The following is a 17,769-nucleotide window of genomic DNA, read 5'->3' as shown; positions in this document are numbered from 1 at the left end:
TGTTTTACTAGTCAAGGAACTCTAATTTTAAGCAAACGAAAAGACCTTTGCCTAATTAGGCAAAGGTCTTGCTAAGCAAATTGAATAAGTTTGCTTTCATATCCGATGGCAATTGCCATGTAGTGACGAATATGAAGTAAGTATTTAGTCACGCTAAATACTTATAGCTACTCCCCTTTGACAATGTCAATGGTTGTTCGATTTTCTATAGGATAAGTATAGCAATAGAATATTATATTTGCAATGAATTTATTTTATTGGAATATGAAATTGTTGGTTATTTTTATTTTTCTTATAAAATTGAACCATTGAGGGAATGGTTGCTATGAAATCCGGACAACTGATATTCCCTTTTGATAAAAGTTCTTTTGCTATCGAACAATCAAAGGTTGCATTCCATGTCAAATAATCAAGCGTTTCCTTTTCCACACCAAGTATTGTTCGAACCTTTTTTAATTGCAAAAATTTCTTCGCTATTGAAAGTGGAATTCTCCCTTTTGGAAATTTTCCTGTCATTTCCTTAACCATCGCCCGATATACTTCTTGAACAGGATGGGGATTGGGATCCGTTAAATGGACCGTCTTGCCAATCGCCTCTTCCTCTTCACAGAGGAAAATAGCCGCTTCTGTTATATAGTCTATGGGTACTACGTTAATATGTGTATCCGATTTTCCGATGTAAGGAATGAAAGGTAAAAAACTCAAACAATCAATCATATTTAAAAAGAAATATGGACCGTCAAATTTATTGGTCTCTCCTGTAATCGAATGTCCTTTCACAATGCCTGGACGAATGATAGTTAGAGGAATTTCTCCAATTAAATTTTTCACAAGCAGCTCCGCTTCAAATTTTGTTTCTTCATAATAGTTTTTGAATTCTTTTGGACGAATTAACTCCTTCTCAAGAATTACTCCTTCTCTTCTCCCTGCTACATAAGCAGTGCTAAAATACATATATCGTTTTAAATGAGGTAATGATTTGACAAAATCGTTTACATGGGAAGTCCCTAGCACATTGATTGTCCACGCCACATCTCGAGGAACTGCCAAATCATAGATTGCCGCTAAATGCCAAAAATAGCGAACTTCCTTTGCAATTCGATTGATTGTCTCTTCCTTTAAATTTAGTTTTGGTACTGTAATATCCCCTTCGATGATTTCAATCCTTCTTCCAGGATAAGTTTCTAAAATTTTTTCACGTACTTTTTCCGCTTTCTTCATTTCCGTTCTTAACACAAGAACATACACGGAGTCCGTTATGTTTTTTTGGAACAATTCTCCAATCAATTGTCTCGTTATAAATCCAGGAAAACCTGTAAAAAAGTGAACTGCCATCGCCAATTCCTCCATTCCCCTTTTTCCTTTTATCAATTATTCTTGATAAAAATCCGTATTCCTTTCTTTCATATACTGTATTACAAATTTGTAATTGCATATTATACAATACCGTTTCTTACACTTCGTTAATAGTTAAAGCTGTCAGCATCATTGTCAATCTACAAGCCAAAATCGAAAAGAATAATGTAGAAAGATTGCAAAAAAGAAAAAGAGCGAAAGGAAAACTCCTCGCTCTCTTCCTACACGCTTATTATTCGTAAACTTGTATTCTTGCATTACTTATACAACTAAACAACTTAAAGCAAACTATATAATTGAATATGCTCGTTTTTCTCTGAAAACCAACGCATTGCAAATTCATTTTCAAATAAAAAGACAAGATTGTCGAAACGGTCTTTTACGAGCATAGAACGGGATGAAGACATTGATTCTTTTACCTCATTTTCATTTTTAATCCAACGGGCAATCTTAGATCCGATTGGTTGCATTACGACTTCCACATTATATTCATGCTTCATTCGATGTTCAAATACTTCAAACTGCAATTGACCAACCGCACCAAGCATAATCTCTTCCGTGTGTAACGTTTTATAATATTGAATGGCTCCTTCTTGTACAAGTTGAAGAATTCCTTTATGGAACTGTTTGGATTTCATTACGTTTTTTGCACTTACTTTGACAAACAATTCCGGTGTAAATTGTGGGAGTTTTTCAAATTGGAATATTTTCTTTCCACCAACAATCGTATCACCAATTTGATATGTTCCCGTATCATATAGACCAATGATATCTCCCGCTACCGCTTCGGCAACGGTTTCACGAGTTTCAGCTAAAAATTGTGTGGATTGGGTCACTTTAAACGTTTTGCCTGTACGAGCTAAAGTAACATTCATTCCTCGTTCAAACTTCCCAGATACAATGCGAACAAAGGCAATCCGATCTCGATGGGCTGGATTCATATTTGCTTGAATTTTAAACACAAATCCGGAAAGTTCTTCATGTGAAACTGGATCAATCAATTGTTCGTCTTCAGTTAATCTAGGTTGTGGAGATGGTGCAAACTGTAAATAGGTTTCTAAAAAAGTTTGAACGCCAAAGTTTGTTAATGCAGAACCGAAAAAGACAGGTGTTAATTCACCGCGGCGAATTTCTTCTTCAGAAAATTCGTTACCTGCTTCATCTAATAAATGAATATCATCCATTGCTTGTGTATAATATGAAGTTTCCTTCATTGGATGATCAACAGCTAATTCTCCATTTTCATCTAATGGTAAAAAACGATCCTTCTCATCTACTCTGAATTGCTCAATGCGTCGATGGAAGCGGTCGTAAATACCGAGGAACTCTTTCCCCATACCGATTGGCCAGTTCATTGGATAGGCTTGGATTTCAAGCACTTCTTCAATTTCTTGAATTAATTCTAGCGGCTCTTTTCCTTGGCGATCCAATTTATTAATGAATGTAAAAATTGGAATTCCGCGCATACGACAAACTTTGAATAATTTAATTGTTTGTGCTTCAATCCCTTTTGCTGCATCGATGACCATGACAGCACTATCCACTGCCATTAATGTACGATACGTATCCTCTGAAAAGTCTTGGTGTCCTGGGGTGTCTAAAATATTCACTCGATATCCATCATAATCAAATTGCAATACGGATGATGTAACAGAAATCCCCCGTTGTTTTTCAATTTCCATCCAGTCACTCGTTGCAAATTTTCCAGTTTTTTTCCCTTTTACTGTTCCAGCAGCTCGAATGGCCCCACCAAATAGCAATAATTTTTCAGTCATCGTCGTCTTCCCTGCATCCGGGTGGGAAATGATGGCAAATGTACGACGAGATAAAATTTCTTGTTCTAATTTTGTAGTCATTTTCTACGTCTCCTTTTTCTACGTAAACAATAATAAAAGAATTTCCCCTATTCCGACAACCATTTTCTGATTTTCATGAATAGCCTTCTATAAATTAACAACGGAATCTCTTACATAACAATAACTTTTCTTATCATCATAATTTTAGCCGTCCCTCAATTATTTGAGACGGCTATATTTTCATAATATTATTTTACGAATTTTAATTTCGCAGCTTCTAATGCAATATCAGCATCACTATGCGGGTACTTTTTATTACCTATTATTTGATAGTCTTCATGACCCTTTCCAGCAAAAATGATAATATCTCCAGGATTAGCAACAGATACTGCATGGCGCACCGCTTCTGCCCGATCGCCAATACAAGCATAATTCTCATGAAGCATTCCTTTCGCTAAATCCCCTGTAATACTTTCATAATCTTCAAAACGTGGATCATCCGTTGTTAAAACAACATAATCAGCTTTGGATGCTTTTTCAGCCATTGTTGGACGTTTTGATTTATCTCGATTTCCACCAGTCCCCACAAGGAAGATGAGTTTATTTTCTGGCTTTTTAAAAGGCATTGCCGCTTCAATTGCTTTTTCAATCGCATCTGGCGTATGGGCATAATCAATAAAAATATGTAGTGGTAAATCTGTTTTAACCTTTTGCATGCGACCTCGAATCGGTACTAAATCTTCAATTTGCTCGATGATGATGTCAATCGGATACCCCCGAGCATATAAAACAGCTGCAGCAGCTAAAACATTATAAACATTAAACTCCCCTAGTAATTGCATTGTAACAGGGAATTTTCCTTCTGGTGTAATCATGTCAAAGGAAGTGCTTTCATCATTATACTCGCAATTTTCAGCCCGGAAATGAGCATCATTTTTTAACCCATATGTCCAAATTGGAAACGGTGTCATAGTTGCATACTTTTTAGACCAAGGATCATCCGCATTTAATACAACTGTTTTATTTTTTGTCAAATCTTGTCCTAATTGTGAAAATAATAGCCCTTTTGCGTAACCATACTCCTCCATTGTTCCATGGAAATCTAAATGGTCATGGGTTAAATTTGTAAATACAGCCACATCAAAATCCACACCCGCAAGTCTTCCTAATGATAGTCCGTGAGATGAAACTTCCATGACCATCGTGTGGCAACCTTCCATCTTCGCACGGAATATCATTTGTTGAGTGTTTAAAGCATCGCTTGTCGTATTCGCTGTTTCATACAGAACACCATTCAAATTAAAGCCAATAGTTCCCGATAAAGCAGATTTTTCTCCTATACCCACGTACATTTGATGAATGATGTTTGAAACGCTTGTTTTTCCATTTGTTCCAGTGACACCAATCATCGTTAAATCTTTTGAAGGATAATCAAAAAATTTAGCGGCAATGAGTCCTAATGTCCTCTCCGTATCCGGTACAATTACTTGCGCCACATTCCCTTCTAATTGCAACGGTCGTTCTGCAATCACAACCGTCGCACCTTGATTCACTGCATCTTGAGCAAAATCATGACCGTCTACCGTGTAACCTTTAATACAAATAAATAAACTTTTTGGTTGCACACTTCTTGAATCGTTGGAAATATCCTTAATAGTATTTGGCAATTGTCCAATTACTTGTTTTAGTGGTATGACGCTCAATAATTCTTCTGTAATCATTTTTCTTCCTCCGTATATCCAATGGTAAGTTACGATATAAACTCACTTTTCTATGTAGCAACGGTGTATATTGTTATTAATAAACATTTTCTTTAATGATAATAATCATATCAAAAATAGATAATATTCGACAAAAGTAATTTTTGAAATACGAATTTTTTAGAATTATGTCGAATTTTGACAACAAAAGCCGATTTTTTCAAAATAAATACGCTATGAAATAATTCTTCTTTTTTCATTTACCACAATTGAATAATTCAATTTATTTCAGGATTTTTCGAACTAATTTCACTTTTTGTTTATATGGTGGAAATAATAAGTTATTAGCAAATTTAGATGAACGCTTCAAAATCGATTTTGCATGGGTAAACGTTTCAAAACTCGCTTTTCCATGGTAACTGTTCATTCCAGAAGTGCCTACGCCTCCGAAAGGTAAATAGATATTGCCTACGTGAGTCACCGTATCGTTTATACAACCTCCACCAAAAGGTAACTCTTGTAAAAAATAATCAATTCGTTTTTCGTCTTCTGAAAAGAAATAAGCTGCTAACGGTTTTGGAAGTTTTCGAATTTGCTCAATTGCTCTTGTTAAATCGTCGTACTTCAATACAGGCAATAACGGTCCAAATATTTCATCTTCCATAACAGGACTTTGCCAACTTATATTTTCAATGATGGTAGGCTCGATATATAAATCCTTTCTGTCCGTTCTTCCGCCAAAAGTGACATTGTGCTTTTCCGATTGTAAAAGTTTTGCAAGTCGATCAAAGTGTCGTTCATTGACAATTCGTCCGTAATCTTTACTTAATTGAGGATTCTTTCCATAAAAACTAACAATTGCTTGCTTTAGTTTTTTCATAAATTTTTCATAAATCGAAGAATGGACTAGAAGATAATCCGGTGCGACGCAAGTTTGTCCAACATTGTTAAATTTGCCCCATGTAATTCGTTTTGCTGCAACATCAAGATTTGCACTTTTATCTACTATTGTAGGGCTTTTTCCACCTAACTCAAGAGTAATTGGTGTAAGCCGTTCAGCCGCAGCACGCATGACAATTTTTCCGACCGAGACGCTGCCTGTAAAGAAAATATAATCAAAAGGAGCATGAATCAATGCATTTACTTCTTCCTTCTCTCCTTCAACAACTCGTATATACCGCGAATCAAAGGTTTCTTCAATAATTTTTTTAATGATTTGAGCAGTATGAATAGCAGACTCAGAAGGTTTTACAATGGCAGTATTTCCACCAATTATAGCTCCAATTAACGGCTCCATCACTAATTGGAACGGATAGTTGAAAGGACCAATAATCAATACAACACCATATGGTTCTCGAATAATCATGCTCTTTGCCGGTTGAAAGTGGAATGGCGTTTTCACTTCCACAGGTTTTGCCCACTCATCGATAGACTTGATCATATGTTGAATGCTGTGCAACACGAAACCAACTTCATTAGAATAAGCTTCGAATTCGCTTTTTCTTAAATCCAAATTTAATGCTTTTAATATTTCACTTTCATACTTTTTGATTGTATTTCTCAAGTTTAGTAATTGTTTTTTTCGATATTCTATATCCCTTGTTTGCCCCGAATAAAAAAAATCCTTTTGTTCTCGAATCATTACTTCCACATCATATATATCAAATTTCATTATTTCCTCCCGAATACATAAATTAATTTTTTCAGTCCATACTAACTACAGTAATATTACTACAACTTATTGAAGAACTCCTTTTAAAAATTAGCTATGGAGGTTCTTTAACAAGAATTTTTGAAGAGGGGGCAATGATGTATGATTTCGACTGAATATTGGTGGGAAGAAATTTTTTCTGGACCCTTGGCTATCGGAATAAATGAAGAAAAAATTCATCAATTAGAGGACGAATCGTTTTTATACTTTAAAGAACAATTACCACAAGAGGAAAATAATTATACTGGTGAGGAAACAGAAAATTAAACATTTAAAATAAATCGAGTAGGAGGGAGTGATTAGCTCCCGTCCTCTCACACCACCGTACGTACGGTTCCGTATACGGCGGTTCAATTAAGATAATTGACGCAAGTTTTCATAACTTCCGTGAATAGCTTGTCTTCTTATGCCAGTGGTCACTCCACCCTCCAAGAGGTCTCCCACGGGATTCACCGCTTCCTTCCTCAAGTGAGGTACTACGTTTTCTGTGTTCATCATGACTCACTGAATGCCAAGGGCTATTCTCTCTTAATTGTTCGGTCCTTCTTAGTAGTTCTAAACCAACTAATACTATGACCTCTGCTGACTTCTGACGGTTCAGCTACTTATCACTAAGTAGGTTATGAAGCGAACTTCACCTATCCGCCAGACCTCCCCGGGTAAGTACATGCACTTTCACACCATCTATCCGCCTCATTTACTCGATATGACCTTCGACAGAAAGAGCTTTGTTTTGTTACGCAAACTCACTCAATCATACCTAGCCTTATATGAGGTTCGTGTTCCTCGGACCGGTGTTTTGCCTCCAGCTTCCTTCAGATTCCGCGTCACCACGGACACCCTTGCGTTGAGCTAACCTCTACTTCTGTCTTCGGGGTTCGGGACTTACACCCTATAGTTCATGTACATGCCGGGCGCACATAAGAACAGGCTGGGCATGTCTCACCCCAGCCTGTTTATTATGGTTCATCATCGACCGGCAACATTTCTCCTTCAGGTCCTAATTCCTTTGGAGGAACATCTTGAAATGTTTCCCCTTCTTCCTCTAAATCTCGCATTTTATGTGCAATACGGCTCGCAGCACATGCGGAAATACTAGCCACTAAATCATCTAAAAATGTATGGACTCCTTTGCCAGCTTTTGTGTCTAACTTTTTAATAATACCGATTTTATTTTTATCTAAATGACCATAAGTCGTTAATGCAATACTTCCGTATGTCAAAACAGAACCTAAAGCAATCGTTTCATCGACACCAAACAAACCCTCATCATTTTCAACAAGCGCTTGAAGTGGTTCTGAAAGCATCTTTTTTTCTGCTAATTCATCTAGTTCTATGCCGACAAGTATTGCATGTTGAACTTCCCGCTTCATAATAACGCGCTCAACGGAATTAATGCAATGTTCTAAAGTTAAGCCATGATTATATGGTGACTGCATTTCATACACAATTTCAGCTATATCTTCAATTGTTACGCCTCTTCTTTGTAATGCTTCCTTAGCTGCTTTCGTCACGTAATTCGAATGTACTCGACTTTTTTTCTCTTGCATTTGTGAATCCTCACTTTATTTGAATTTTCCTTTATAATGCTTATTTTAAATATTCTCTTATTTCATAATACACGATATTTTCGAATTATGATACAATTATGAACAACTGTTTTAAGGAGGATAAAAGGTGGAAAAAGGATCTATTCAAGAAATACCATTTTATAGTAATGCATTAGATGAACACTTTGAGTTGCTTGTATATACTCCTGGAAATTATACCCCTCTCTATAAATATAACATTTTAATTGCTTCAGATGGAAAAGATTACTTCCAATTAGGTGGAATTTCTCGTATTGCTGATGAATTAATGGACAATTATGAAATTGAAAACTTAATTATCGTCGGAGTGCCTTACAAAAATGCACAAGATCGTAAGAGAAAATACATACCGACAGGAGATCAACATGCTGCTTATTTGAAATTTTTAGCACATGAGCTAGTACCATTCATTGATAATGAATTTTCAACAACAGCGCTTGGTGCTAGTCGAGGGTTAATTGGAGATTCCATGGCAGCAACTGTATCTCTTCTTGCTGCAATCAAATATCCACATACTTTTGGCAAAGTTATTTTACAATCACCTTATGTAGATGAATGGGTATTAAAAGCAGTTGAGGAAGCACCAACTCATAATACGTTGTCAATTTATCATGTTATAGGAAAACAAGAGAAGGAAGTTGTAACACTTGATAAAGAAGTGAAGGATTTCCTAACACCTAATCGGGAATTAAATAAATTGTTACACTCTAAAAATTATCTCAATATATTCTACGATGAGTTTGATGGCAACCATACATGGAAATACTGGAAACCAGATTTAAGAAGAGCACTTTGCAAAACTTTTGGAATATAAAATAATGTATTCTCCAGGTATTATTTGCTATACTTAAGTAAAATTTGCATTTTAGGGAGGAAAGCGGATGAAGTTAAGTGTTGTGGCATTTCCATCAAAAAAACTGCAAGATTTGGCGAATACTTATCGCAAACGATATGATTCCCATTATTCAAAAATTACCCCTTATATTACGTTAAAAGAAGCCTTTGAAGTGGATGAATCACAAATTGAAAGTGTTTCAAATACAATCAAATCCATTACAAATAAATATGGTCCGCTAAAAATACACGCATCGAAGGTCAGCTCGTTCTTTCCAACAACGAACGTCATTTACTTTAAAATTGAGCTAACGGATCAATTGCAAAACATTCACGATGATTTATATAAAGAAATCAACATTGGTGAACCAAAACATGTGTTTATCCCACACATTACAATCGGTCGTGATTTAACGGAAACAGAACATGACGATATTTATCCTCAATTGCGTATGATTGGTATTGATGAAAAGGAAGAAATTGACCGCATACACCTAATTTATCAATTGGAAGATGGGTCTTGGACAACGTACGAAACATATAAATTAACTGGAGAATTATAATCAAATTCATTGACACTTAAAAGCAGCTTAGCTTAACAATGGGCGAGTTTTTTAATTCGCTCATTTTCTTTTCTCAAAATAACTGCATGAATACAAATGTAAGAGCCTTCTGAAAAGCCTTTTGAGAACTCTCCTTTTCAATGAGGAAACTTGTTTCAAATACCGCAGAAACAAAGATAGATAATCATAAGAAGTGAGGGTGTCTGGAAAGTCGAAAACTTTCTAGACACCCTCTTTCTACATTATCCTAACATTCTTTGAATGCTACTTAAATCTAATGATTCTCCATTATTTATAATTGAATTCACAATTTGATCTTCTAATTCCTTAGAAATCGGCTTATTTGCTAACTGACTAACTCGGCGAACAATTTTACGCACTTGCTTTTCATTTGTAAAATCCGCATGTTGGATCGCATTTGCTAGTGCAAATATTTCTTCCATGCTTACGCCAGTCTTTTTTTCAATTTGTTTAAAAAAATGATTCATGTTTCCCCTCCTTACCACTTACATGCTCCTACAATTATTAATAAGATGAATAATACAACGAGTAGTACAAACATGTTACCGTTGTATTTACATTTACTTTTATAATATGCAGGACTTACATATGAGGGTGCACAATAGTCATAGGCTGGCATAATTTGTTGATATTGTTGTTGGCATCCACATTTATTCCACATAAAAAATCCCCTCCTTTCTATACAGTCGTAGTGTATGCATAGCTACAACGTTAAGGAGGGGTAATCGTCTAGTTGACTTTTCCTTTCGGCTTAAAAATTAACGCTGCAATAAACCCGAAAACAATGGCAGAACTAATACCTGAACTTGTTACTTCAAACATTCCAGTTAATACGCCTACCCAGCCATGTTTTTCGGCTTCTGCAATTGCTCCTTGGGTTAATGAATGTCCAAAAGATGTAATGGGTATTGTCGCTCCAGCACCCGCTAAGTCGATTAAAGGTTGATACCATCCTAATCCAGAAATAATTGAACCCGCAACAACTAGAATAGATAAAGTTTTTCCTGGTGTCATTTTTCCGACATCCATTAATAACTGACCTATAGCACAAATCAATCCGCCTACAATAAATGCAAGTAAAAAGTCAATGAATATCATCTTTATGCCCTCACTCCATCGTCACTTCGATTGCATGGGCAGTACAAGGAATTGTCTCCCCTTGTTGGAAAGTTAGTGGGGAGAGAAGAGAACCTGTCGCTACAAGCAATACTCGTTTATAACGCCCATCTTTTAATTGCTGAAGTATATAACTGAAATATACTGAAGCAGAACATCCAGCTCCACTAGCCCCAGCTAAAAAGGATTTATCTTCTCCGTAAAATTCTGCCCCGGCATCGCGGAAAATATTTAATTCTTCCTGGGTTGCACCTGTTTCAACAAACATTCTTTTTAATATTTCTAATCCGATTTTCCCTAAATCTCCTGTCATGATGACATCATAGTCTTTTATTGTTTGTTTTCGTTTTTCTAGATGTTTGGTAATGGTGTCATATGCAGCAGGCGCCATTGCAGCTCCCATATGAAACGGATTCGTTTGTCCGTAATCTACAACTTTTCCAACAGTCGCAGCTACAATTGAAGGGTTTTTCGGATTATGTTTCCCAATTAAAGTAAAGCCTGCTGCCGTTACAGTCCATTGGGCAGTCGCTGGTTTTTGAGCACCGTAATAAATAGGATAGCGGAATTGTCTTTCAGTTGAATTATGTTGGCTGGAAGCACCTGCAATAGCGTATTTTGATGCTCCTAATTCTGTCAGCAAACAAGCAATAATGACAGATGAAACCGATGTTGCACATGCTGAAAATAAACCTATAAAAGATGCAGCTATTTCTTTTGCTGCAAAATTAGTTGGCGTCATTTGATTCACTAAATCGCCTGCTAAAAAGAAGTCGATATCCAAATTATTTAAATTCGCTTTCTTTAGTATAATTTGGCAAGCTTCTTGAATCATCTTTGCATTACCCTGCTCATTCGTGGCTTGATGCCATCGTTCATCCTCTACTACAGAATCAAAATATGAATAAAAAACACTCTTTCTTTCTAACGGTCCTGCAACAGCTGCACTTGCAATAATAGACGGTTTACTTTGAAATATGATTACCATTCGATAACACCCATTGTTACTAAAATTAATTTAATTAAAGCTACAACAAATGCTGAAGAAACGCCAAATAGTATAACCGAACCAGCTAATTTAAACATATTGCCTCCCACTCCAAGCACAAATCCTTCTGTCCGGTGTTCAATTGCTGCTGAGATGACTGCGTTCCCAAATCCTGAAACTGGAACAGCACTTCCAGCTCCTGCAAATTGACCAAGTTTTTGATATAAACCAAATCCTGTGAGAAGCATTGAAATTAAAATAATCGTTGCAACTGTTGGGTTCCCGACTGTTTTTTCTGTAAAATCAAAAAAGATAATGTAAAAATACGTAATTGCATGTCCAATCGTACAAATGAGACCGCCTACCAAAAAGGCTTTTAATACATTTTTTACATAAGGAGTTGGAGGGGTAATTTCCTGCTCAATCTTTTCAAATTGTTCCTGATTCATTACGTTTCCTCCTTTTTCAATTTTTTTAGCTTTTCCAATTTCTCCTTCACCTTTTCGCTGTCTTCTTCTTTCAAAAGTTTTTGCGCTTCCCAATAAAGTTTGTAATCCGAGGAAACAGTGATGTCGTATTCAGGCAAGATCTCTTCCAGCTTCTTTTTTAAATTTTTTTCAATTTTTGTTTTTTTATAATCCAACCAAGGTTTTGCTTGAACAGCTACCAACAATTGGTCTTCCACAAAAATGGCTCTTCCGCTGTTTATTTCATCTTCATTTTTAATAATTGCAGCAACTTCTTTCACTTCTTCACCATTTGCATTATTTACTTCAAGTGTTTTTTCATCATTGCATCCGAATAAAAAAACCGAAAGGAATATAGGGAATACCAATTTTTTCAAGTTCCATCCCCCTTTTTAATGTCATTATGCGTTTTCATAAAAAAAACTATTCAAGAAAAATGACCTAATTGTTATGCCCATAGACAATCGCCCTTATTTCAATCGCACTTTTACATATTGTAGATTGAACAAAATTAAGTGAGGTGACATGATAATGGGTTGTGGAAGAAAGCATTTTGAGAGTTCATCCCATCATGGTCGTCGTCATGAAGGATGCATTTGCGAAGTAGTAGAAACAATATTAGAACTTCAAAATCATGTAGTGAAAGATGATGATGATACTTGTGGAACAAGTTGCTTCTTAGAACCTCTTGGGGGAATTAACAATAAAAATCGTCGCAACCATGCAGATACTCGGGTATTTATGTTACTAACAGAAGATGGTTCTCCATTTAAAGTAATGTTCTGTGATAAAGAATATGGTTGGTACAAAACGCCATTCTTCAGAGTGGAAGATATGTTCGGTGATTGCTGTGCTACACTTAGAGCAATTGCTCCAACAAGCGAAGCATATGAACCAATATCAGCAGTAGATGGAGAGACACTAGATGCTGGAGCAATGATGGATTGCTACCACTTCAAGAAAACAGATACTTGCGTAACAGTTGATCTATCACGTTTTGCTGGAATTCAATGCATTGCTGACGTAAATTTACACATTAACAAGTAAGGAATAACATCCACCAAGAGGAAGGGGCAGCTTGCTCCTTCTTTTTATTTACTTTTATTGATTTACTCTTGAAAATCTTCTTGAATCTCTTATAGGTATTAATTGAGCTGAATTCTAGTGATAATCCAGTACAAGAAAATCGTCTTAAATGCAATTGAAACTGCTGAAGCTAGATAATTGTCACGAAATAAAATGAGTTGCATATTTTATGAAAAAAAGGATGTGCATCAGTGGAAGAACCATTACTATTTATTCAAACCCCTCCTTTTTATTACATCGAAGTTGATGAAGACACGGAAGAAGCGTCTCTTGAAGAAAGTACTTCTGTTTATGAAATTACGCGTAGAGAGCAAATTAAAAATTCCGTTATTGCAAGGCAATTGCATTATTTTTCACAACCCATCAACCGTAAAAATCGTCACTTAATTTTCCATTTAAACAATGGTGAAAAAATTACAGGAATCATTGAAGGGTTAGATGGCATTTTGATTAAAATCCGTACACAAGACGACTTGAAAACCATTAATGCCAACGATATCGAAACAATTACCGTGTCATCCAAAAAAGCATTTAAATAATTTTGTTGTAGGCAATTTGCCTTCTATAATTTTCAATATTTAGTTTCGTCCACTCCCCCGATAATTTTTCATTAAAAAAAGAAAAAATCTGCTCTTCCATTTAAAAGCAGATTTTTTCTTTCCATTTTTTTATGAAAGTTTACAACTGTCCTAACAATAACGTTGCCAATCCTAAATAAATTAAAATACTTGTAATATCATTTAAGGTCGTAATAAACGGCCCTGATGCGACTGCTGGGTCGATGCCTAATTTATGAATCAACAACGGAATAAAGGAGCCAGCAATCGTTGCTACAAAAATCGAACAACAGATGGCTGTCCCAACAAGCAACCCGATTAATAAGGATTGCTTCCAAACAAACACAACTCCTACTACAATCAAACCACAAACAATCCCTGTGATTAATCCGGTACCCATTTCACGAAAAATCATTTTTAGTTTGCTTTTTTCATCAATTTCTCCCGTTGCAATTCCTCGAACAACGACAGCTAGAGCTTGCGTACCACTATTTCCGCTAGTTCCAGAAATGAGAGGAATAAATAAAGCTAGCAACGCAACTTTTTCAAGTGTCTCTTCAAACTGGCCCATTAATGTCGCTGTAATCATTCCTAAAAATAGCAACATTACTAGCCAAGGTAATCGTTGTTTTGCAGCTTTGAATGGACTTGAAGCAATATCATCAATATCGGAAATACCGGCTAATTTTGAATAGTCGTCGCTCGCTTCTTCATCAATGACATCAATAATATCGTCTACAGTAATAATCCCTTGCAATACGAGATTGTCATCAACAACAGGAAAAGCAAGGAAATTGTAATCTTTAAAGATTTGGGCAATTTTTTCTTGATCATCTGTGACCTTTGCATAAACAACCCGATCACTCATGATATCTCGAATAAATGCATCTTCATCTGCAACAATTAAGTCTCTTAGCGATAAAACTCCTGTTAAACGATGAGATTCATCGACAACGAACACATAATAAATTGTTTCTGCATCAGGTGCCTCTTGACGAAGCACATTCATCGCCGAACGTACCGTTGAATTTTCTTGAATTGATACATATTCCGTCGTCATGATGGAACCGGCTGTATATTCTTCATACCCCAGCAACTCTGTAATTTCTTCTTTCGTTTCTTCATCCATCAATTCAAGAAAACTATTTCGATCATCTTGATCTAATTCATTTAATACATCCACCACATCATCTGTATACATGTAAGACAACATTTTTGCCGCATATGTGGGGTCCATTTCTTTTATAAAGTGTTCAACTTCTTCATCGTCCAATTCAATGGCTTCATAAATTTCCGCCATTTCTTCGGGAGACAAAAAATGATACATTGTCCTGCGTATGTCTGGTCCAACCTTAACATAAAATTTTGCCCGCTCATACGCATGAAGTGATAAAAAATGCTTCCGGAATTCATCAATATTTTCTTCAATTAAATTTTGGAACAGCTGCTCCTCATCATAAGAAACATCCCGTTTTTCATCTTTTTCTTCGATCATTTTGTCCCCCTCCTCTCAACCTAAATGATAGGTTGCATTTTTAATCTCGACAATAAAATTTTTATGAATATTTTTGTGTATTTGCAGAAAAAAAGATGCTCGAATAACTCGAACATCTAATTATGGATTATTTTTTTCATGGATTCAACTAGTTCACTAGAAAAAATAATTTTTTTCTTCAATAACGGATGAATCATTTCCAAGTATACGCAATGAAGGGCTTGACGATTTAATATATGTTTACTTCCTCCATATAATTCGTCGCCTACAAGCGGATGCCCGATATGCGACATATGAACACGAATTTGATGGGTTCTTCCAGTATGTAATCGTAGACGAACATGTGAAAGCGGCTCATTTTGATAAATGAAACGTTTTAATACTTTCACATCGGTATGTGCATATTGTCCATCTTCTCTTACTTCCCGTTCGATTATACTTGAATCTTTCCTGCCTATTGGGAGAATAATGGAAAGATCCTTTGAAACATGTCCATGTACAATGGCTTCATATTCTTTTATGATTTGACCCTTTTGCAATTGCATACTCATTAAGTGATGAATATGCCGATGTTTTGCAATACAAACAAGCCCTGTAGTATCACGATCTAATCTAGTCACAACATGGACGGTGGAATCAATTCCTTGTTCCAAAAAATATCCATAAACAAAATTAGCGATACTTCCCGTCGGATGTTCCCTTGAAGGAATGGTATTAATAAAAGGCGGTTTATCAATAATTAACAATGCATCATCTTCATAAACAATATTTAATTCTCCATACTCTGGTTTTAGATGCTCGCTCGCCTGTTCTTCAGGGAAAATGATTGTAATTTCATCCCCTTTCGAAAGGATGTGGCGAACATTTTGTTCTTCACCGTTCACTAAAATTTTACCACCGCGAAATTTGATTGCTGTTAATGCCCTGCTCGAAATATCTTGTTTTAAAATCGCTTCTCTTAATAATTGTCCATCTTCCATTGCTTGAAACTGCAGTTTAAATGGCATTTGAATCACTCACTTGCAATAAAGGAATCATGAACCCTTTCCCAAAATGGAAACGGACGGAATCTTGCAAATCGCACTTTCTCTTTTGCCACTTTGAAAATGACATAATCCAATTCATTGTGGTCCAATTGCAGATGGTCAATTGTCATTGTGAACGTTTGGTTTTTGACCGGTTTTAATTTACATGTATGATGGGCTGGTAACACTAGGGAGGATCCGATTGTACGGAAAACGCGGTTATTGATTGATGCCATTTCCGTCACTTGAATCGCTTGCAATGTAGGATGAATGATTGCGCCGCCTAATGCTTTATTATACGCTGTACTTCCTGATGGGGTTGAAATACATAAGCCATCACCGCGGAAACGTTCAAAATGGCGATCATTTAGAAACACATCCATCACTAACGTTACATTGGGCGATTTAATCGTTGCCTCATTGAGTGCAAGATAAGTACTGATTTCTGTATGATTGCACACATTTACTTCCAATAATGGATATTCAACAACCTTATATTGATTTTTCGCAATACATAATACTAACTTTTCCAATTCAGAAGGTTTCCAATCTGCGTAAAATCCTAAATGCCCAGTATGAATCCCTACAAAAGCCACTTTATCCAATCTTTTCACATGGTTGTGGAAAGCATGCAAAAGAGTACCATCTCCGCCAATGGAAATGACAATATCCGGTTCTACTTCATCCAATATTAATCCGAAATCCTGTAAGTAATTTTTTGCAAGTTCCTTCAATTCATTTGATTGAGAATCATTGCGTGATTGAATAGAAAACTTCAAATTATTCACGCTCCTTTTCCTCTCGGATCTTTGGATTTTGAGCTTCCTTATTTTCACTAAAATACGCCTGTGCTTCTTGTATTTCATAACGGATTGATGACATTTCTTCATCTAGTTGGAATGCTGCCTCAGCCGCACGTTTTAGGCGTAATTTAATTTCTTCAGGAAAATCGCCCTTATATTTATAATTTAAAGAATGTTCGATTGAAGCCCAAAAATTCATGGCTAACGTACGTATTTGTATTTCTACTAATACCGTCTTTTTCCCACTGACCGTTTCCACTGGATACTCTGCAATCATATGATATGAACGATAACCACTTGGTTTTTTATGAGTAATATAATCTTTTTCTTCAATTACTCTCAGGTCATCCCGCTGGCGAATTAAATTAACAACCGTTGTGATATCATCTACAAATTGACACATAATGCGAATACCAGCGATGTCTTGCAACTCCCTTGCTAATTGTTCTGAAGGTTCAAAGGGAATTCCTTTTTCAAAACTTTTATCATATATACTTGCTAATGGTTTCACTCGACCAGTAACAAATTCAATGGGTGAAGTTGTGCCTTCTGCAGAAAACTGAGATCTCATCCCTCTAAATTTCACTTTTAGTTCATCGACTGCTTGTTTATAAGGTCCTAGGAAGCGTTCCCATTGCCCCATAAAAATCCCCCCAATACGC

The 17,769-nt window shown here is 36.0% G+C and carries 21 protein-coding genes; 5 read left to right on the top strand and 16 right to left on the bottom strand.

The features are described 5' to 3' along the window. Positions 1–249 precede the first annotated feature (249 nt). The 4 genes from NST98_RS16950 to NST98_RS16935 all read right to left on the bottom strand — a co-directional run bounded on the left by NST98_RS16950 (position 250) and on the right by NST98_RS16935 (position 6,524). Positions 250–1,335, bottom strand: coding sequence for an SDR family oxidoreductase (locus NST98_RS16950; protein WP_016838256.1), 1,086 nt, complete (start codon positions 1,333–1,335; stop codon positions 250–252). A gap of 299 nt (positions 1,336–1,634) precedes the next feature. After that, positions 1,635–3,212, bottom strand: a complete 1,578-nt coding sequence (locus NST98_RS16945; protein WP_340715616.1) for a peptide chain release factor 3 — start codon at positions 3,210–3,212, stop codon at positions 1,635–1,637. Positions 3,213–3,400: 188 nt separating this feature from the next. Beyond that, a complete protein-coding gene (locus NST98_RS16940) occupies positions 3,401–4,873 on the bottom strand; it encodes a UDP-N-acetylmuramoyl-L-alanyl-D-glutamate--2,6-diaminopimelate ligase (RefSeq protein WP_339288982.1) in 1,473 nt (490 codons plus the stop codon). A gap of 262 nt (positions 4,874–5,135) precedes the next feature. Further along, a complete protein-coding gene (locus NST98_RS16935; protein WP_340704329.1) occupies positions 5,136–6,524 on the bottom strand; it encodes an aldehyde dehydrogenase in 1,389 nt (462 codons plus the stop codon). A gap of 141 nt (positions 6,525–6,665) precedes the next feature. On the opposite strand from NST98_RS16935, the gene NST98_RS16930 reads away from it, so the two are divergent. Further along, positions 6,666–6,830, top strand: a complete 165-nt coding sequence (locus tag NST98_RS16930; protein ID WP_016838252.1) for a hypothetical protein — start codon at positions 6,666–6,668, stop codon at positions 6,828–6,830. Positions 6,831–6,917: 87 nt separating this feature from the next. Here NST98_RS16930 and NST98_RS16925 read toward each other — a convergent pair whose 3' ends face one another. Then, positions 6,918–7,061 carry a hypothetical protein gene (locus NST98_RS16925; RefSeq protein WP_172597780.1) on the bottom strand — a complete coding sequence of 48 codons (144 nt, stop codon included), beginning with the start codon at positions 7,059–7,061 and terminating at the stop codon, positions 6,918–6,920. Positions 7,062–7,522: 461 nt separating this feature from the next. After that, on the bottom strand, positions 7,523–8,113 hold the full coding sequence (locus tag NST98_RS16920) for a phosphatidylglycerophosphatase A family protein (protein WP_096550529.1): 591 nt from the start codon (positions 8,111–8,113) through the stop codon (positions 7,523–7,525). A gap of 127 nt (positions 8,114–8,240) precedes the next feature. On the opposite strand from NST98_RS16920, the gene NST98_RS16915 reads away from it, so the two are divergent. Together NST98_RS16915 and NST98_RS16910 are read left to right on the top strand one after the other, a co-directional pair. Then, positions 8,241–8,966 carry an alpha/beta hydrolase gene (locus tag NST98_RS16915; RefSeq protein WP_016838250.1) on the top strand — a complete coding sequence of 242 codons (726 nt, stop codon included), beginning with the start codon at positions 8,241–8,243 and terminating at the stop codon, positions 8,964–8,966. Between the two features lie 67 nt (positions 8,967–9,033). Next, positions 9,034–9,549 (top strand): 2'-5' RNA ligase family protein, encoded by a 516-nt coding sequence (locus tag NST98_RS16910; protein ID WP_016838249.1) that lies wholly within the window; start codon positions 9,034–9,036, stop codon positions 9,547–9,549. Positions 9,550–9,791: 242 nt separating this feature from the next. Here NST98_RS16910 and NST98_RS16905 read toward each other — a convergent pair whose 3' ends face one another. The 6 genes from NST98_RS16905 to NST98_RS16880 form a co-directional block, all read right to left on the bottom strand. Continuing rightward, entirely contained in the window at positions 9,792–10,037 is a 246-nt protein-coding gene (locus tag NST98_RS16905; RefSeq protein WP_016838248.1) for a stage VI sporulation protein F, read from the bottom strand. A gap of 11 nt (positions 10,038–10,048) precedes the next feature. Continuing rightward, positions 10,049–10,231, bottom strand: a complete 183-nt coding sequence (locus NST98_RS16900) for a YjcZ family sporulation protein (RefSeq protein WP_096550527.1) — start codon at positions 10,229–10,231, stop codon at positions 10,049–10,051. Between the two features lie 68 nt (positions 10,232–10,299). Next, positions 10,300–10,668: a stage V sporulation protein AE gene (spoVAE, locus tag NST98_RS16895; RefSeq protein WP_016838246.1), complete on the bottom strand. Its 369-nt coding sequence runs from the start codon at positions 10,666–10,668 to the stop codon at positions 10,300–10,302. Between the two features lie 10 nt (positions 10,669–10,678). Beyond that, positions 10,679–11,674 (bottom strand): stage V sporulation protein AD, encoded by a 996-nt coding sequence (locus tag NST98_RS16890; protein ID WP_096550526.1) that lies wholly within the window; start codon positions 11,672–11,674, stop codon positions 10,679–10,681. Then, the gene (gene spoVAC, locus NST98_RS16885) at positions 11,668–12,123 is read right to left on the bottom strand and encodes a stage V sporulation protein AC (protein ID WP_340715615.1); all 456 of its coding nucleotides are present in this window, start codon (positions 12,121–12,123) and stop codon (positions 11,668–11,670) included. The genes NST98_RS16890 and spoVAC overlap by 7 nt, the downstream gene beginning before the upstream one ends. After that, positions 12,123–12,518: a YhcN/YlaJ family sporulation lipoprotein gene (locus tag NST98_RS16880; protein ID WP_340715614.1), complete on the bottom strand. Its 396-nt coding sequence runs from the start codon at positions 12,516–12,518 to the stop codon at positions 12,123–12,125. The genes spoVAC and NST98_RS16880 overlap by 1 nt, the downstream gene beginning before the upstream one ends. Positions 12,519–12,672: 154 nt before the next feature. Between NST98_RS16880 and NST98_RS16875 the strand changes: the two genes are divergently transcribed. Beyond that, a complete protein-coding gene (locus NST98_RS16875; RefSeq protein WP_172597851.1) occupies positions 12,673–13,188 on the top strand; it encodes a CotY/CotZ family spore coat protein in 516 nt (171 codons plus the stop codon). Positions 13,189–13,418: 230 nt separating this feature from the next. Further along, positions 13,419–13,766 carry a 4-diphosphocytidyl-2C-methyl-D-erythritol kinase gene (locus NST98_RS16870; RefSeq protein WP_340715613.1) on the top strand — a complete coding sequence of 116 codons (348 nt, stop codon included), beginning with the start codon at positions 13,419–13,421 and terminating at the stop codon, positions 13,764–13,766. Positions 13,767–13,905: 139 nt separating this feature from the next. On the opposite strand, the gene mgtE is transcribed toward NST98_RS16870, so the two are convergent. The 4 genes from mgtE to NST98_RS16850 all read right to left on the bottom strand — a co-directional run bounded on the left by mgtE (position 13,906) and on the right by NST98_RS16850 (position 17,750). After that, positions 13,906–15,279, bottom strand: a complete 1,374-nt coding sequence (gene mgtE / locus NST98_RS16865; RefSeq protein WP_016838240.1) for a magnesium transporter — start codon at positions 15,277–15,279, stop codon at positions 13,906–13,908. 116 nt (positions 15,280–15,395) lie between these two features. Next, complete coding sequence (locus NST98_RS16860) at positions 15,396–16,286, bottom strand: RluA family pseudouridine synthase (RefSeq protein ID WP_016838239.1); 891 nt, start codon at positions 16,284–16,286, stop codon at positions 15,396–15,398. Between the two features lie 5 nt (positions 16,287–16,291). After that, positions 16,292–17,083 (bottom strand): NAD kinase, encoded by a 792-nt coding sequence (locus tag NST98_RS16855; protein ID WP_026019069.1) that lies wholly within the window; start codon positions 17,081–17,083, stop codon positions 16,292–16,294. Between the two features lies 1 nt (position 17,084). Next, complete coding sequence (locus NST98_RS16850) at positions 17,085–17,750, bottom strand: GTP pyrophosphokinase (protein ID WP_016838237.1); 666 nt, start codon at positions 17,748–17,750, stop codon at positions 17,085–17,087. Positions 17,751–17,769 lie beyond the last annotated feature (19 nt).

The organism is Ureibacillus sp. FSL W8-0352, from assembly GCF_038004345.1.
Classification (GTDB): domain Bacteria; phylum Bacillota; class Bacilli; order Bacillales_A; family Planococcaceae; genus Ureibacillus; species Ureibacillus thermosphaericus.
The sequence above is the reverse complement of the archived record's forward strand: the minus strand, read 5'-3'. Positions and strand labels throughout refer to the sequence as shown.

Bases quoted from the DNA above. Each gene is read 5' to 3' on its own strand.
- NST98_RS16905 (WP_016838248.1), bottom strand. From the start codon at position 10,037: ATGAATCATTTTTTTAAACAAATTGAAAAAAAGACTGGCGTAAGCATG.
- NST98_RS16900 (WP_096550527.1), bottom strand. From the start codon at position 10,231: ATGTGGAATAAATGTGGATGCCAACAACAATATCAACAAATTATGCCA.
- spoVAC (WP_340715615.1), bottom strand. From the start codon at position 12,123: ATGAATCAGGAACAATTTGAAAAGATTGAGCAGGAAATTACCCCTCCA.
- NST98_RS16875 (WP_172597851.1), top strand. From the start codon at position 12,673: ATGGGTTGTGGAAGAAAGCATTTTGAGAGTTCATCCCATCATGGTCGT.
- NST98_RS16925 (WP_172597780.1), bottom strand. From the start codon at position 7,061: ATGATGAACACAGAAAACGTAGTACCTCACTTGAGGAAGGAAGCGGTG.
- NST98_RS16950 (WP_016838256.1), bottom strand. From the start codon at position 1,335: ATGGCAGTTCACTTTTTTACAGGTTTTCCTGGATTTATAACGAGACAA.
- NST98_RS16920 (WP_096550529.1), bottom strand. From the start codon at position 8,113: ATGCAAGAGAAAAAAAGTCGAGTACATTCGAATTACGTGACGAAAGCA.
- NST98_RS16910 (WP_016838249.1), top strand. From the start codon at position 9,034: ATGAAGTTAAGTGTTGTGGCATTTCCATCAAAAAAACTGCAAGATTTG.
- NST98_RS16935 (WP_340704329.1), bottom strand. From the start codon at position 6,524: ATGAAATTTGATATATATGATGTGGAAGTAATGATTCGAGAACAAAAG.
- spoVAE (WP_016838246.1), bottom strand. From the start codon at position 10,668: ATGATATTCATTGACTTTTTACTTGCATTTATTGTAGGCGGATTGATT.
- NST98_RS16850 (WP_016838237.1), bottom strand. From the start codon at position 17,750: ATGGGGCAATGGGAACGCTTCCTAGGACCTTATAAACAAGCAGTCGAT.
- NST98_RS16930 (WP_016838252.1), top strand. From the start codon at position 6,666: ATGATTTCGACTGAATATTGGTGGGAAGAAATTTTTTCTGGACCCTTG.
- NST98_RS16945 (WP_340715616.1), bottom strand. From the start codon at position 3,212: ATGACTACAAAATTAGAACAAGAAATTTTATCTCGTCGTACATTTGCC.
- NST98_RS16860 (WP_016838239.1), bottom strand. From the start codon at position 16,286: ATGCCATTTAAACTGCAGTTTCAAGCAATGGAAGATGGACAATTATTA.
- NST98_RS16940 (WP_339288982.1), bottom strand. From the start codon at position 4,873: ATGATTACAGAAGAATTATTGAGCGTCATACCACTAAAACAAGTAATT.
- NST98_RS16890 (WP_096550526.1), bottom strand. From the start codon at position 11,674: ATGGTAATCATATTTCAAAGTAAACCGTCTATTATTGCAAGTGCAGCT.
- mgtE (WP_016838240.1), bottom strand. From the start codon at position 15,279: ATGATCGAAGAAAAAGATGAAAAACGGGATGTTTCTTATGATGAGGAG.